Source organism: Xenorhabdus anantnagensis (assembly GCF_028598555.1).
Taxonomy (GTDB): Bacteria; Pseudomonadota; Gammaproteobacteria; order Enterobacterales; family Enterobacteriaceae; genus Xenorhabdus; species Xenorhabdus anantnagensis.
This window is the reverse complement of record NZ_JAQRFN010000002.1, coordinates 99,555-115,044: the sequence shown is the minus strand read 5'-3', so window position 1 is coordinate 115,044 and position 15,490 is coordinate 99,555. Positions and strand designations below refer to the sequence as shown.

General features: G+C 43.3%; 12 protein-coding genes. 2 read left to right on the top strand and 10 right to left on the bottom strand.

Features of this window, described 5'->3' with window-relative positions:
- Positions 1–206: 206 nt before the first annotated feature.
- Together PSI14_RS02135 and PSI14_RS02130 are read right to left on the bottom strand one after the other, a co-directional pair.
- Entirely contained in the window at positions 207–1,238 is a 1,032-nt protein-coding gene (locus PSI14_RS02135) for a hypothetical protein (RefSeq protein WP_273574192.1), read from the bottom strand.
- Between the two features lie 207 nt (positions 1,239–1,445).
- Complete coding sequence (locus tag PSI14_RS02130; protein ID WP_273574191.1) at positions 1,446–2,297, bottom strand: N-acyl homoserine lactonase; 852 nt, start codon at positions 2,295–2,297, stop codon at positions 1,446–1,448.
- A 969-nt stretch (positions 2,298–3,266) separates the two neighbouring features.
- Here PSI14_RS02130 and folA point away from each other — a divergent pair.
- On the top strand, positions 3,267–3,752 hold the full coding sequence (gene folA / locus PSI14_RS02125) for a type 3 dihydrofolate reductase (RefSeq protein WP_273574190.1): 486 nt from the start codon (positions 3,267–3,269) through the stop codon (positions 3,750–3,752).
- A gap of 88 nt (positions 3,753–3,840) precedes the next feature.
- On the opposite strand, the gene apaH is transcribed toward folA, so the two are convergent.
- The 6 genes from apaH to lptD all read right to left on the bottom strand — a co-directional run bounded on the left by apaH (position 3,841) and on the right by lptD (position 10,599).
- Entirely contained in the window at positions 3,841–4,662 is an 822-nt protein-coding gene (gene apaH, locus PSI14_RS02120; protein WP_273574189.1) for a bis(5'-nucleosyl)-tetraphosphatase (symmetrical) ApaH, read from the bottom strand.
- Positions 4,663–4,664: 2 nt separating this feature from the next.
- Complete coding sequence (gene apaG / locus PSI14_RS02115) at positions 4,665–5,042, bottom strand: Co2+/Mg2+ efflux facilitator ApaG/CorD (protein WP_273574188.1); 378 nt, start codon at positions 5,040–5,042, stop codon at positions 4,665–4,667.
- A gap of 40 nt (positions 5,043–5,082) precedes the next feature.
- On the bottom strand, positions 5,083–5,898 hold the full coding sequence (gene rsmA, locus PSI14_RS02110) for a 16S rRNA (adenine(1518)-N(6)/adenine(1519)-N(6))-dimethyltransferase RsmA (protein ID WP_273574187.1): 816 nt from the start codon (positions 5,896–5,898) through the stop codon (positions 5,083–5,085).
- Positions 5,891–6,892: a 4-hydroxythreonine-4-phosphate dehydrogenase PdxA gene (gene pdxA, locus PSI14_RS02105; RefSeq protein WP_273574186.1), complete on the bottom strand. Its 1,002-nt coding sequence runs from the start codon at positions 6,890–6,892 to the stop codon at positions 5,891–5,893. Before pdxA ends, rsmA begins: the two co-directional genes overlap by 8 nt.
- On the bottom strand, positions 6,870–8,174 hold the full coding sequence (gene surA, locus PSI14_RS02100; RefSeq protein ID WP_273574185.1) for a peptidylprolyl isomerase SurA: 1,305 nt from the start codon (positions 8,172–8,174) through the stop codon (positions 6,870–6,872). The genes pdxA and surA overlap by 23 nt, the downstream gene beginning before the upstream one ends.
- Before the next feature lie 64 nt (positions 8,175–8,238).
- On the bottom strand, positions 8,239–10,599 hold the full coding sequence (gene lptD / locus PSI14_RS02095) for an LPS assembly protein LptD (RefSeq protein ID WP_273574184.1): 2,361 nt from the start codon (positions 10,597–10,599) through the stop codon (positions 8,239–8,241).
- Positions 10,600–10,781: 182 nt separating this feature from the next.
- Between lptD and djlA the strand changes: the two genes are divergently transcribed.
- Positions 10,782–11,606, top strand: a complete 825-nt coding sequence (djlA, locus tag PSI14_RS02090) for a co-chaperone DjlA (RefSeq protein WP_273574353.1) — start codon at positions 10,782–10,784, stop codon at positions 11,604–11,606.
- A gap of 78 nt (positions 11,607–11,684) precedes the next feature.
- On the opposite strand, the gene rluA is transcribed toward djlA, so the two are convergent.
- Positions 11,685–12,338: a bifunctional tRNA pseudouridine(32) synthase/23S rRNA pseudouridine(746) synthase RluA gene (rluA, locus tag PSI14_RS02085; RefSeq protein ID WP_273574183.1), complete on the bottom strand. Its 654-nt coding sequence runs from the start codon at positions 12,336–12,338 to the stop codon at positions 11,685–11,687.
- A gap of 143 nt (positions 12,339–12,481) precedes the next feature.
- Positions 12,482–15,391: an RNA polymerase-associated protein RapA gene (rapA, locus tag PSI14_RS02080; protein WP_273574182.1), complete on the bottom strand. Its 2,910-nt coding sequence runs from the start codon at positions 15,389–15,391 to the stop codon at positions 12,482–12,484.
- Between the last annotated feature and the right edge of the window lie 99 nt (positions 15,392–15,490).

Here is a 15,490-nt window from a genome sequence, read left to right as displayed (position 1 = left end):
TTATCAGTTGATAACTATTTTTAATAATTTATTGTTTAGAGAATAATTTCGTATTCTGATTTGGCTAATCGCAATGTGTCAGTTATTTTGGCCACTCTTACGGACTGCGCGCAGAAACTGAAACGTACAGTAGAATAGTACACGGAAATTCCTGCCGCAGCCCTGACTTAAAATAAAATAGCCTGTCGACTCACCTTTATAATTTTTTATAAAATTTGTCTTAATACGCGAGAGAAGCGATATTCCATCCCTGACATACTACCTACAGCGTAATCAATCAATACAAGATGTCCGCGATTTTCTTGTACCCAATCATACGGAATATCTATAAGCATTTGCTGTACATTATCAACGGGTTGATAGGGAGTTTGCACCATTGTTTTACCCACTAAACGGATTTCTACAGTTTGCTCTACTGTCATATCAGGATACCGTATCACGACTTGAATAGAACCATTGTTGTAGTCAAGAGTTGGTACGGGTAAATTAAGATCTTGTCCTTCAATCCCTAGGTGTAAAATCCCTGAATACTCAATGCCCGTGCTGGGTACTCTTTCCACTGTAAACTTCACTTTTGCTGTATCACCAATAGTGTCAATAAACTCCATACGAGGAATAGTGAATCTCATCGGCTTGACTTCATTGACTATTTGAGTTGGCGTTGAGTATATATAATTTTTACGACGTCCCTGCCATAGCACCTTGACACTTTGCCCAAGCGCCATCCCTTCATAAATCGGCACATCCACTTGCAATCTATCTAACCGATAATAGTCATTTTTTGTCAGTAATGATCCTTGTTCACCTGTAGCTTCAGGAACATTGGGAATATAGTCAGATAAACTGGATGAATCTTGGAACACAAGATTTATATTTACTATTGGTGAATCGCGTTCATTCCCGTGACTGATTATTTTATATTGAGCCTGGTATGTTCCATACTGAGAAACTTCATCCACAAGGAAGAGTAAATAGTATGGTGAATCAGTCTCTTTATCCGGCGTAATATAATATGGTAAAGATTTTAGGCAAACAGTATTATTCTCTTTTGAACCATCATCACTTAACCAAAGATAGCCATTTATTTCATCGCCAACCTCTTCGTCTTTATATTTACCCACTGACATTAATAGGTATTTATTCCCCATTTCACGAATATCGTGAATGTTGATGGTATCAGTTCCATTTGCCTGCGGGAATTGAGGGGAGGGAAGTGTTATTTTATCTAATTTTTTCATTGATTACCTCTTGATTAGTTTAAGTTTAAGTTTAAGTTTAAGTTTAAGTTTTTATGTCCCTACTTTTTGGTAAAAAAGGTTAATCTCAGGTGTATTAATTAAAGACGTTTGTTTTATAAAAATACGGATAGATATAATTATTTTTTGTTTCCGATCTGGATATCATAACGAAGAACATGAGTCTTTCATAAATTTTAGGTATTGATTTTAAGGAGTAACGGCTTGATCTTCTGGGTTATAGGAAAAAATAGCACTTCCACTGTCATCAGAGGGTAAATTCATTAGTATAATAGGGATTACTTTTCCGGTTACTTGATAAAAATCTTTTTGATCATGCTGTGCGTCTTGTAATCCTCCAATACGATAGAAAAAGGCGCTGATAGGTAATTTTTCAGGGATATTTTGATCCCACGTGGCTAAGATTAATTCGTTATTTAAGGATAAATTGATCAGTGATCGCACCTCAATTCCTTGCATAAATGCATCTGCCTGTCCCCTAACATTAAAACCACATTGGTATAAGTTATTTTGAGAGACGTTATAATATTGTTGCACCCACTGTTGGGCGGTAGTAATTCCCTGTTCTTGGCAAGGAACACTTTGAGAGTTTCCAATGTAAGACCCACAGCCTTTTTCGCTTCTGTAGAATGTATCTCCATTAATAGGAAAGTAGCAAAGAACTTCGGGGCTAATTTTATTATCAATGGGGTTTGTATTATACGGATAAAAAATAAAACCATTTTTGTAATCATCAGCTAATTCAATGACTTTAGCATCATGTCTTAAATAGGAAAATGAAACTCCTCCACTTTCCTGAGAATGTGGACTTGGGTTCCAAGAATGATAATTATCCGAAGCAACAGTTCCTCTCAGTAAAACGCCAGAGCATAAAAATGCGGGAGAAGCATCATCACCACAATCCTTGGGAGTGTGAAAATAATTGTCTGTTATTTCTTTTGCAATGTTGTAACCATAGAGATCATGATTTGATTGAGCATGAACAACAGAGACAAAAAATCCAATTAAAAAAAACTGAAGGAGTAAGATTATTTTTTTCATGTGATTATCCCTAATTTCTCAACGTTAATAGATGGCTCAAGATGGATTGAGTTTTCAATTTCAATGACACCTATAATTTATATTATTAAACGTGCTTGTTAAAATCTCTTGGGTTATCTAAATCTAAATTATTTATTCTATTTATAATTGATTGGAATCACTATTTCTGAACCTCCTGATATATTTTGGTAGATATGGTTTTGTTGAGGATTAACCCTTTTTATATTTATTTTTAAATTAAGTGTGATTTTTAAAAAAATAGCAATATATATAAGTTGTCTTTTTTGTTTAATTAATTCAAATTACTTTTTGTTATCAGCTAATCATTAATTTTTATTGGCTTGATGATATTTTAAATGTTTTCAATTATGATCCGTGATAAATATATTAAAGCTAAATTAAAACAATATACACTATGTATTAAAAATGAGGTTGAAATTTTTTTAATTGATAGTTTTAAATGGTTATATTCTATATGCCGAAGCAATGAGTGTGTATAATAATGCGATAAGCATCAAGATTGAATTATTGCTACTGGCTGAAATGACGTAACTAAATATAATAAAAAATTTATATCATAAGAAAAATATTATTTCAATCTAAAGAATATTACGCCATAATAAAGCATAAGATTACATTTCATATTAATGAAAACGTATTGATCATCACATTTAAATGTAATTGAAAACTTTCTTTGATACCGCTTAGCGTATGTTTCCGTACCGTTGGACTTCAACCCCATGCCCCGTCAGATTACTCACTTTTCAGATAAATATTCTGTGAAATTGAGTAAGGGCGTTATTTTTTCACCAATTTGTTAAGTAATATTTTGTAAAACAATGGATTGTTTAACAATTAGTGTACAAACTAACTATTTGTATGGAATAAACTACTAATCTTATCGACTGAAAGTAACCCTTTCCGTATAGTGTCCGAAATTTTCATACTACTTGGCTGTAAGGTGATTTAATGATTATCAGCTTGATTGCTGCGATGGCTATGGATCGAGTTATCGGTATGGAGAACACCATGCCATGGACTTTACCGGGTGATTTAGCCTGGTTCAAAAACAAGACACTCGGAAAGCCGGTTGTGATGGGGCGAGTGACTTATGAGTCGATTGGCCGCCCTTTGCCGGGGCGCTTGAATATCGTGATCAGTAGACAACCTGCAAGTGATGATCGGGTCACTTGGGTAAACTCTATCGAAGCTGCTTTGGCAGCCGCTGGTGATGCCGAAGAAGTTATGGTGATGGGCGGAGGAAAAATTTACGAGCAGTTTATTCCTTTGGTCAACCGTATGTATCTGACCCATATTGATGCAGAAGTGATTGGCGACACGCATTTTCCTGATTATGAACCTGATGAGTGGAATTCAGTTTTTACTGAATATCATGATGCAGATGAAAACAATTCACACAGCTATTGTTTTGAAATTCTAGAACGTCGAGAGTGAGCTAATTTTACGTGCGGAGTGCCTTGAGGCACTCCGGCATGACAGTTCCTTCCGGGGGATCACCGGTCAGGATTATAATCCGCTGAATTTATAATTTAGCGAGCAATGAATCCTGACTGAAATACTGCTTATCTTCCCAACGAAGCATGGTCAATTTACCTCCCCAACAACACCCCGTATCCAAAGCGTAGATGCCAGCAGGTACACCTTGACCTTCCAGTGCGGCCCAGTGACCAAAGGCAATGGAATAGTCTTCAGGAATACGGCGTGGTAATTCGAACCAAGGTTTCAATGGAGCAGGGGCACTTTCAGGTTTGGATTTGCAGATCATATCCAATTGACCATTTGGAAAACAGTAACGCATCCGGGTCAAGGCATTGGTACTGTAACGCAATCGAGCAAGACCACTTAACTCTGGAGTCCAATTATTTGGCATATCCCCATACATTGCATTGAGAAACAAGGGATAGCTGTCACTACGAAGAATGGCTTCCACCTCACGGGTACATATTTTGGCTGTTTCTAAATCCCACTGCGGGGTAAGCCCGGCATGTGTCATGATGAGTTTTAATTCGTCATCAATTTGCAACATTGGCTGTTTTCTCAACCAATTTATTAATTCATCAATATCTGGCGCCGTGAGTAATTCATCCAGCAAATCTTTCGGTTTATTGCGGCTGATTTTCGCGTAAACCGCCAACAAGTGCAGATCGTGATTGCCCAGTACCAATTTAACTGCGGAGCCGAGTTGTTTGATATAACGTAGTACTGCCAATGAATCAGGGCCACGGGCGACGAGATCACCTGTCAACCATAAGGTGTCTTTATTGGGATTAAAATCAACTTGTTCTAATAAAGCGCGAAATTCACGATAACAACCGTGAATATCGCCAATAAGATAGGTAGCCATAATTAATTTATCAGTGTTGGAATAGCCAGACGGAACACAGGAATGGGAGCTCGAAACGGACGACCATTGTGATCAATCATTTCATAGTAGCCTTCCATAGTACCTAAAGGAGTTTCCAAAATAGTGCCACTGCTGTAGCGGTATTCTGCTCCCGGTGGGATCAAAGGTTGTTTTCCCACAACCCCTTCACCCTGAATTTCGATTCGGTGACCATCACTGTTGGTAATGAGCCAGTAACGGCTAATCAGTTGCACGGGAGAATGCCCAAGATTACGAATTAATATGGTATAAGCAAACACAAAACGTTGTTGTTCCGGCTGTGATTGACTTTCTACGTAAGTACTTTGTACTTGAATATGAATTCTTGGTTCATTGAGCATAAATGCCTCCTGTTACTGCAATGTCTGTTTATTGACTTAGTTAGGCAGTTGTAGGTTGAGATGATAACCAGTTTGCCATTTTACAGTATTGCTCGACAGAGATGTTTTCAGCCCGCGTGCTTGGGTCAACGCCCAGTTCAGATAACTGTTCAACGGAGAAAGTATTCCCAAGGCTATTGCGGATAGTTTTTCTCCGTTGGTTAAATGCCTGAGTTGTGATCCGGGCTAATATGCGAATGTCTTGAACCGGATAAGGGATGCACTTATGTGGGATCAAACGCACAACGGCAGAGTCCACTTTCGGCGCTGGTGTAAATGCCGTAGGTGGTACTTCAAGAACAGGAATTACCTGACAGTAGTATTGTGCCATTACACTTAAACGCCCGTAAGTTTTACTGCCAGGCCCTGCGACAAGACGATTCACGACTTCTTTCTGTAACATAAAGCTCATATCAGCGATAGCATCAGTATAGCTGAAGAGATGGAACATCAACGGTGTAGAAATGTTATAAGGTAAATTACCAAACACACGCAGGGATTGACCACGCTCTTTGGCAATCTGGCTAAAATCAACAGTCATTGCATCTTGTTGAATGATTGTCAGCTTATCTTTCAATTTGGGATGGACATGCAAGCGAGCCGCCAGATCACGGTCAAGCTCGACGACAGTCATTTTATCCATGCGTTCACCAACTGGTTCAGTCAGCGCTCCCAGACCTGGGCCGATTTCCACTACGGCTTGGCCTGCCTGTGGGTTTATCGCATCGACAATACTCTCAATGGTAAACTGATCGGTTAAAAAGTTTTGCCCGAAACGTTTACGGGCATGATGCCCTTGATGGACTTTGTTATTCATTACTGTTTTGTATCATTTTAATTGCTAGATTTAATGCGGTGATAAAACTACCCACATCAGCTTGACCTGTCCCTGCCAGCTCCAGTGCTGTGCCATGATCGACAGAAGTTCGGATAAATGGCAGACCCAGAGTAATATTCACTGCCCTGCCAAAACCTTGGTATTTTAACACGGGTAGCCCTTGATCGTGATACATTGAAAGCACTGCATCAGCATTATCCAAATATTTGGGCTGGAACAGAGTATCCGCAGGCAATGGACCTTCCAACCATATGCCTTCTGCTCTCAGACTGTCTAAGGCCGGAATGATAACATCTATTTCTTCATGTCCCATATGTCCTCCTTCACCAGCATGAGGATTCAGGCCACAAACATAGATGTGGGGGCGGGGGATACCAAATTTGGTTTTTAGATCATGATTGAGAATGGTGACAACTTCCCTTAGGGACTCAAACGTGATCGCTTTGGGGACATCCAGAATCGGCAGATGTGTTGTTGCCAGTGCTACCCGTAGCTCTTCTGTCGCCAACATCATGACCACTCTTGAGCATTGGCTGTGGTCAGCAAAAAACTCAGTATGTCCGGTAAAAGGCACTCCCGCATCATTAATGACGCCCTTATGTACAGGCCCTGTCACCAATGCTGAAAACTCGCCATTCAGACAACCATCGCAGGCTTTTGCTAAGGTTTCCGTGACATAAGTACCGTTTTCTCGGTTTAACTCCCCTGCAATAGTAGGGGATTGAAGATGAACGGGCAGGATGGTCAGGGTTCCGGCGGCTTGTGATGAAGAAATGTGTTCAGGAGAATAAGTTTGCAGTTGTAGAGGTAAATTTAGTTGCTTGGCCCGGGAGAGCATCAGCTCTGGATCGGCACAGACAACCAATTGGACGGGCCACTCTTTTTGAGCAAGGGCAATGACTAAGTCAGGGCCAACCCCGGCTGGTTCGCCGGGGGTAATAATGATGGGTTTATTGTTGAGCATCGCTACCATCTAAAATTTTCACATAAGCAGAGGCGCGTAATTCTTGCATCCAGCTTTGTGCCTCTTCATTGAATTTACGGTTTAACAGTAGACGGTAAGCACGATCTTTATGCGCTGCATCTGTTCTGTCGACCTTACGGCTATTAATCAGTTGAATTAAATGCCACCCGAAAGAGGAGTGAACAGGCTGGCTGATTTCACCTTTTTGCAACTGCATCAACGTATCACGGAAAGCAGGGTCGTAAGCACTCGGCAAATTCCAACCCAGCTCTCCACCGCGCATGGCTGAACCGGGATCTTGAGAGTACTCTTTTGCGGCTTTTTCAAATGAGATTTTGCCACTTAAGATCTCTTCTCTGAGTTGCATCAATTTGTTACGCGCCTGTTCATCGTTCATGACCGGTGATATTTTCAGCAAAATATGGCGGGCATCTACTTCAGTGACTGCGATTGGCATCTGGTCACCACGGGTATCATTCACTTTCAGAATGTGAAAACCCACGCCGGAACGAATCGGGCCAACAATTTGTCCCTTATGTGCAGATTGGAGCTGTGCTGCAAACAAAGATGGCAATTCTTGTAGTTTGCTCCAACCCATATTTCCGCCTTTCAGGGCTTGGGTATCGCCGGAATAGGTCAGTGCCAATTTGCCGAAATCCACGCCATTATTGAGTTCAGACAATATTTTTTTGACTTTGGTTTCTGCTTTTTCTACCTGTTCCTGACTTGGGTTTTCCGGTAGAGGTATCAAGATATGGCTGATGTTTAACTCAGTGTCCTGACTATTTTGGCTGCCGATTTGGTTCGCCAGCGAATCAATTTCCTGTGGCAGGATATTGATTCGGCTGCGTACTTCATTATTGCGTACTTCTGCAATAATCATTTCCTTGCGGATCTGGTTACGGTAGGTATCAAAGCTAATACCATCGGCGCTCAGATTTTGTTTCAACTGGGCAAGGCTCAAGTGGTTTTGGGCGGCAATATTTGTGAGCGCAGAGTCTAAGGCTTGATCAGGGATAGTAATCTGCATCCGATTTGCCATTTGCAGAATGATGTCATCCATAATCAGGCGCTCGAGGATCTGGTGACGCAAGGCTTGCTCATCCGGTACTTGCTGGCCTGCATGTTTCGCATTGAGTTTAACGGATTGTAAAAGGTTATTGACGTCACTTTCCAGTACGACATCATTGTTAACAATAGCAGCCACCTTATTGAGCTCTTGTGGAGCGGCCATTGCGACAGAGTTTACTGAAAACATCAATCCGAGAATGAGCGATCTCCAGTTCTTCATACATTTCCCATCATATCAATCCCGCCTTGGCGGGGTTATTTTGTTTACATTGCGTTTATCGGTATCAGAATGCGCGTTGGTAAGGAAGAATACCTTGCTGCAACATTTTCTGACTCCCCAAACTATGATTGTTACTTAAGCCACGAAGTTCAACATTGAATGACCATTTATTGTCATATTGGCTGCTGCCGAAGCGCCAGTTAACGATTTTGCGTTCATAACCCACATTAACCGCCCAGCAGCAAGTGTTGTATTGCAGACCTACCATCTGGTTTGCAGGCTGTTTCTCTTTGGTATCGTAGTAGTAAGCCCCGACAAATGCCCAACGATCTGACAATGGCCAGCTTGCCACCATACCAACCTGAGAAATACCCTGCTGATAAGCGGGGGTGCCTTGCTTTAGCGTGGCTTGAATATAATCGCGGTCAACAAAACGATAGTTCAACTGCAACATACGATCAGCATCACGGCGGTACTCCACTACGGCATTACCCATAGTTAAACTGCCCAGACGATTATCATATTGCAGCCCGCCTTTGAGGCCCCAGGAATCATTGATTCTCCAGTGCGCATCGCCAGCCCATGTTGTGGCCCCCGTTCCCTTTTTATTTCCGATGATATCCTTACCACCTGAAATAGACTCAGTATCTTCGGTTCGTGGGCGTTCAAAGTAGTAGATTTGACCTACGGACAGGCTAAAACGTTCAACTAAATTTTCATCATAAACGCGGGTAGTCATACCCGTAGTAAATTGATTGGCAGATGATACGCGGTCTAAGCCACTATAGAAGCGGTCACGGAATAATCCGTTATAGTCCGCTTGCAGCAGAGAAGAGTCGAAATTGTTAATGTTATTCTGATTCTTATAAGGCACATAGAGATATTGAACGCGTGGCTCCAGTGTTTGAGTGTAATTTTGATTAAAATACATGGCGCGTTCAAACACCATCTTCGCATCTGATTTAAACACTGGCAGAACACGGTTTACCGAATTTTCCAATGAAGCAGTTTGTGCATTTTTTTTAACTGCATCAGAAATATCCTGTTGGTAATGAGTTGCCATCAATTTAAATTCATTATTGATGCTCGCCCAGCCATTAGAGAGAGGTAAGTTAATGGCAGGCTCCAGATGCAAACGGGTTGCATTTGGCCACTGATTACCAACACTGGTAAATCTCGCTACTTGGGAATAAGTATGAAAATCAAATGGCCCCAGATCATTCTTATAATAATTGAAATCCAACTGAGGCTCAGCCCGGTAAGCTTTTTTGCTTTCACTCGGGGTAAAGATCTGGAACTGTTTGGTTGTCAGTGTGGCATTCCAGTTTTGTTGGGCATAGCCCACGCTGAATTTCTGGGTAGCGTAGCCATCGGTACTGGAACCGTATTGTGAGCTGAAGTCACCGAAATAGTTCGGATCACTGACTTTAGTATAATCAGCACTGAAACGCCAAACCTGATTCAGGACACCACTGTGATTCCAGTAGAACAACCAGCGGTTGCTGCTATCCCGCTCAGGCCTGATATTGAGCCTTTTATCCTTTTCATACAGACGATCACGACCAATCCAATCCAGCGCAACAGTCCCTGCGCCCGCTTTGGTTAAGTAACGAAATTCATTATCCAGTTTCAAACCGCGCATAGTGATGAGATGCGGGGTAATCGTGGCATCATAATTGGGTGCAATGTTCCAATAATATGGAAGCAGGAACTGGAAGCCGTCTTTATTGGAAAAACTGGCATTGGGGATCAAAAAACCAGAACGGCGTTTGTCACCGATCGGCAACTGCAAGTAGGGGCTGTAAAACACAGGTACATTGGCAATGCGGAAACGGGCATTCCAGATTTCAGCCACTTCTTCTTCACGGTCAAGGATGACTTCGGAACCAACGACACTCCAGCTATCATTGCCGGGAAGACAAGAAGTGAAAATTCCATTATTCAGAATAGTGTAGCGGTTTTCATTACGCAGCATCATTTTGTCTGCGCTGCCACGCCCTTGACGACCAACCATCTGGTAATTGCCTTGTTCCACGTCGGTATCTTTATTATTCAGATTAGCCCAGGCACGTGGTCCCTTCAAAATGATTTGAGGATCATCATAATGGACATTACCTACTGCGGTAACAGTGCGAACAGGTTCTTTATCTTGTGTTTGTTCGAGCCGGACTTTATCGGCTATCAGCGTTTTATTTCCCTGTTGGATATCAACATTGCCAATGAACTCAACCACATTGGGATATTCACCGTGAGTATCATTGGATTTAATGTTAATCGGCATTTTATTAGGATCGCCTGTGATAATCGGCTTATCGTAGACAGGTACACCCAGCATACATTGTGCTGCAAGGTCAGCATGAGCTTGCTGACTATAAAGAGCTGCCCATACCATTGTGGCCAGCAGCGTAGGATAACATTTATTCATAGATGTTTATGCGGTTCCGTCATCAGTGGCATCGTGCCGGCAAACGCTCAGAGACTAACGTAGTTGAGATATATGCGCCAGAGTAAAGTTTAACTTTGCTAATCTTGCTGTTAGGCACAGAGCTTAATGAATAGTATGATAATGCAAAATTGCGTTCAGGGCATTGGGGAATTGAAGACTATATGCAGTATTGGGGAAAATTATTCGGATTGATATTTGGGATTGCGTCTGGTACTGGTTTTTGGGGGATTGTGATCGGCTTATTGCTTGGTCATGTACTCGACAAAGTCAGGGCGAAAAAATTGGGAGAGACCACTAAAAGTCCAACCCGACAGGCACTGTTTTTCCGCAGTACGTTTCAAGTATTGGGGCACTTGACCAAAGCAAAAGGTCGGGTAACAGAAACGGATATCCAGCTTGCCACCCAACTGATGAACAGAATGCAGCTGCATGGTGAGGCACGGCTTTCCGCACAGCAGGCATTTCGTGAAGGTAAACAGTCTCAATTTCCTTTGCGTGAAACATTAAGACAATTGCGCCGTGCTTGCTTCGGTCGTTTTGACCTGATTCGAATGTTTCTGGAAATTCAGTTACAAGCTGCGTTTGCTGATGGCGAACTGCATCCCAATGAAAGAACGGTTCTGTTTGTCATCGCCGAAGAGTTAGGCATTTCCCGTATCCAATTTGAACAATTCCTTGCCATGATGGAAGGGGGACGTCATTTTGATGGGCATGATTTTGGTGGGCAATCCCGGCAACATGGGCATTATCAAGGTCATAGGCCGCAGCGTGCGACATTGGAAGATGCTTGTAAAGTATTGGGCGTCAATAAGCAGGATGATGCGACAACCATTAAGCGAGCTTATCGAAAACTGATGAGTGAGCATCATCCCGATAAACTGGTGGCAAAAGGCTTGCCACCAGAAATGATGGAACTTGCGAAACAGAAGGCACAATCCATCCAGTCGGCTTACGATTTGATTAAAAAAGAGAAGGGCTTTAAGTAGCTCTTATTTAAACAAAACTTATCTAAGCAAAACTTATTCAAACAAAATTTAGACAAAAAAATCAGAAAAAAGCATTTATCAAAACTCGGCTTTGCACTCAAAATGCATTGGCGTACCATGAGCCGGATGAGTAATGAATAGCGCTTGGGCATGTAATTGCAGGCGAGGTGCCAGTTCTCTTGCCTGCGTATGAGCATAGAACTTATCTCCCAGAATGGGATTGCCAAGTGCCAGCATATGTACCCGCAGCTGATGAGAGCGTCCTGTGATTGGTGCCAATCGGACACGGGTTGCCTGAGCTTCATATTCCAGTACCTGATACTCAGTTTGTGCTGACTTGCCCGTTTCAAAACAGACTTTTTGTTTCGGGCGATTCGGCCAGTCGCAGATCAAGGGTAAATCCACCAATCCTTTTTCCTGCTCCATTTTTCCCCATACCCGTGCGATATAGACTTTTTTCGGTTCACGTTCACGGAACTGGCGTTTCAACTCACGCTCGGCTGCTTTAGTCAGAGCAACGACCATGATACCGCTGGTGGCCATATCCAATCGATGAACTGATTCGGCTGTAGGAAATTCAGCTTTTATCCGCGTCATGATACTGTCCTTGTGCTCTTCTGCTTTACCCGGCACAGAAAGTAATCCACTGGGTTTATTAACAACCATAATGTGCTCATCCTGATACAGCACATATAACCAAGGATCTGTCGGGGGATTATAAGACTCCAGCATAGTGGCTCCAATGGGTCGGAAAAAGTTGAATGTCAGGGGCATCTTACGGAGAAAGCCCCTGAATTTAGATTGGCTAGCGATTAATCGCTATTTGTTCATATTATTCACGTTATTCACGGGAAATCATTGTATTGGTGAGAAACTTATTGGTGAGAAACGACCACCAAACGAATAGCATCCAGACGCCAATTAGCCTGATCAAGATTGAGCAGTAGATTTTTATGCTCAGATTCAATCGATTCCAGCTCATCATCACGGATATTCGGGTTAACCGCTTTCAGGGCTTCCAGACGTGACAATTCAGCCGACAGTACTTCATCTGCTTCTTTCTTCGCCTTCTCAATCAACACACGCGCTTGCTCTTCAATCAGAGGCTCAGATTGTTGCAAAATAGCATGAACTTCTTTCTGTACCGCATTAACCAACTTGCTGGCGTTGTGACGGTTGATGGCGTTCAGCTGGCGGTTGAAGCTTTCAAACTCGACCTGAGAAGCCAGATTGGTTCCTTTCAGATCCAACAAGAGGCGCACTGGCGTTGGCGGCAAGAAACGGGTCAATTGCAGGTGCTTCGGCGCTTGGGCTTCAACAACGTAAATCAACTCAACCAACAGTGTACCGACTGGCAGTGCCTTGTTTTTCAGAATGGAAACGGCACAGCTTCCCGTATCCCCGGACAGGACTAAATCCAGTCCATTGCGAATGATTGGGTGTTCCCAGCTCAGGAATTGAGTATCTTCGCGGGACAATGCTTTTTCACGGTCAAACGTAATGGAGCAGCCATCTTTTGGTAACCCGGGGAAATCAGGCACCAGCATATGATCGGATGGATGCAGGGCAATAATATTGTCGCAGCGATCTTCCTGATTGATACCAATGATATCGAACAGATTCAGGGCAAAATTCACCAGATCGGTATCGTTATCCTGTGCAGCAATCTTTTCTGCCAGTTCCTGGCCTCGCTCGCCACCGTTGGAGTTCATCTCCAGCAGACGGTCACGTCCTTGCTCCAATTGTTGTTTGAGCGCCTCATGATGCTTGCGGCATTCCGCAATAAATTCACAGAATCCGGTTTGCTCATTGGGTTTGGCAAGGAAATTCAGCAGAATTTCATAATATTTGTCATAGATGGGGCGACCTGTAGGACAAGTATGCTCAAAGGCATCCAGACCTTCGTGATACCAACGCAGAAGAATGGATTGCGCAGTATTTTCCAGATAAGGCACACTGATTTTGATATCGCGGCTTTGACCGATGCGATCCAGACGACCGATGCGCTGTTCCAGCAAATCAGGATTGAATGGCAAATCAAACATGACAAGTTGGTTGGCAAACTGGAAGTTACGTCCTTCTGAGCCAATTTCAGAACAGAGCAACACTTGCGCACCTTCTTCTTCAGAAGCAAAGTAAGCGGCGGCACGGTCACGCTCCAGCAAGGACAAACCTTCGTGGAACACGGCACTGCGGATACCTTCGCGCTCACGCAAAACTTGCTCCAGTTGCAGCGCAGTTTCTGCCTTGGCACAAATCACCAACACTTTCTCATCGCGGTTTGCCATCAAGAAACCCATCAGCCATTCTACGCGGGGATCGAAATTCCACCATGTGGCATTTTCCCCTTCGAATTCCTGATAGATCCGCTCAGGATAGAGCATATCTTTGGCGCGCATCTCCACCGTCTTTTTGGCTCCCATGATTTCAGAAACCTTGATTGCCGTCTGATATTGGGATGGCAATGGTAACTTGATCTCATGCAATTCACGATGTGGGAAGCCTTTTACACCACCACGGGTATTACGGAAAAGCAGTCGGCTGGTGCCGTGGCGATCCATCAGCATGGTGATCAGTTCGCGGCGGGCATTTTCACTCTCTTCATCCTGATGGCTGTTTGCTGCTTTCAGCATAGGTTCAATATCCTGCTCACTGATCAGGTCACCGATTGCATTTTGCTGATCATTGTTCAGTATTTCACCGGATAACAGCAGTGTGACAGCATCTGCGACAGGGCGGTATTGCTGTTGTTCATCAATAAAAGCCTGATAATCGTGGAAACGATTTTGGTCGAGCAGGCGCAGGCGGGCAAAGTGGCTTTCTTGTCCCAATTGCTCCGGAGTTGCTGTCAACAGCAAGACGGAAGGGATTTGTTCTGCCAATTGTTCGATAACTTGATATTCGCGGCTTGGGGATTTTTCGCTCCATGCCAGATGGTGAGCTTCATCTACCACCATCAAATCCCAACTCGCTTCCAGAATATGTTCAAAACGTTGCTTATTGCGGCGAACAAAATCCAGGGAACAGATAATCATCTGCTCGGTTTCGAATGGATTATCACTGTCATGAAGTGCTTCGCTGTATCGGCCATCATCAAACAGCGAAAAACGCAGATTGAAACGGCGCAGCATTTCTACCAGCCATTGGTGTTGCAGGCTTTCAGGCACAATGACTAACACACGTTCCGCCCGTCCAGCCATCAATTGCTGATGGATAATCATACCGGCTTCAATGGTTTTACCCAGACCAACTTCATCCGCCAGCAATACACGAGGGGCGTGACGCTTGCCCACTTCATTGGCAATGTGTAATTGGTGAGGAATCAAACTGGCGCGAATACCACGCAGCCCACTTTCAGCCAGACGGAACTGCTCACTTTGGTGTTTACGGGCGCGAAAACGCAAAGCAAAGCGATCCATGCGATCAATTTGCCCCGCAAACAGGCGATCCTGTGGTTTGTTAAACGTCAGCTTGCTATCCAGAAAAACTTCCCGCAAGCAGGTATTTTCTTCTTCAGTGTCCAGACGAGTACCGACATAGATCAGCAGGCCATTTTCTTGCTGGACATCATCGATCCTGAGTTTCCAGCCCTCGTGACTGGTCACGGTATCGCTCACATTAAACATAACGCGGGTGATGGGTGAATCATTGCGTGCGTAAAGGCGGTTTTCTCCGCTGGCAGGGAAGAGCAACGTCACCATGCGCGCATCAAGCGCCACGACCGTTCCTAATCCAAGTTCGCTTTCTGTGTCGCTTATCCAGCGTTGACCAAGAGTAAATGGCATAAATTTTGACTCAGTTTTCTGTTAGACAATATTATTTATGGTTGCAGGGTGGCTGCTTTTGTTGGATATCGATCATCATTGGTTATCGATAGGGATAGT

Bases quoted from the DNA above. Each gene is read 5' to 3' on its own strand.
- PSI14_RS02135 (WP_273574192.1), bottom strand. From the start codon at position 1,238: ATGAAAAAATTAGATAAAATAACACTTCCCTCCCCTCAATTCCCGCAG.
- PSI14_RS02130 (WP_273574191.1), bottom strand. From the start codon at position 2,297: ATGAAAAAAATAATCTTACTCCTTCAGTTTTTTTTAATTGGATTTTTT.
- folA (WP_273574190.1), top strand. From the start codon at position 3,267: ATGATTATCAGCTTGATTGCTGCGATGGCTATGGATCGAGTTATCGGT.
- apaH (WP_273574189.1), bottom strand. From the start codon at position 4,662: ATGGCTACCTATCTTATTGGCGATATTCACGGTTGTTATCGTGAATTT.
- apaG (WP_273574188.1), bottom strand. From the start codon at position 5,042: ATGCTCAATGAACCAAGAATTCATATTCAAGTACAAAGTACTTACGTA.
- rsmA (WP_273574187.1), bottom strand. From the start codon at position 5,898: ATGAATAACAAAGTCCATCAAGGGCATCATGCCCGTAAACGTTTCGGG.
- pdxA (WP_273574186.1), bottom strand. From the start codon at position 6,892: ATGGTAGCGATGCTCAACAATAAACCCATCATTATTACCCCCGGCGAA.
- surA (WP_273574185.1), bottom strand. From the start codon at position 8,174: ATGAAGAACTGGAGATCGCTCATTCTCGGATTGATGTTTTCAGTAAAC.
- lptD (WP_273574184.1), bottom strand. From the start codon at position 10,599: ATGAATAAATGTTATCCTACGCTGCTGGCCACAATGGTATGGGCAGCT.
- djlA (WP_273574353.1), top strand. From the start codon at position 10,782: ATGCAGTATTGGGGAAAATTATTCGGATTGATATTTGGGATTGCGTCT.
- rluA (WP_273574183.1), bottom strand. From the start codon at position 12,338: ATGCTGGAGTCTTATAATCCCCCGACAGATCCTTGGTTATATGTGCTG.
- rapA (WP_273574182.1), bottom strand. From the start codon at position 15,391: ATGCCATTTACTCTTGGTCAACGCTGGATAAGCGACACAGAAAGCGAA.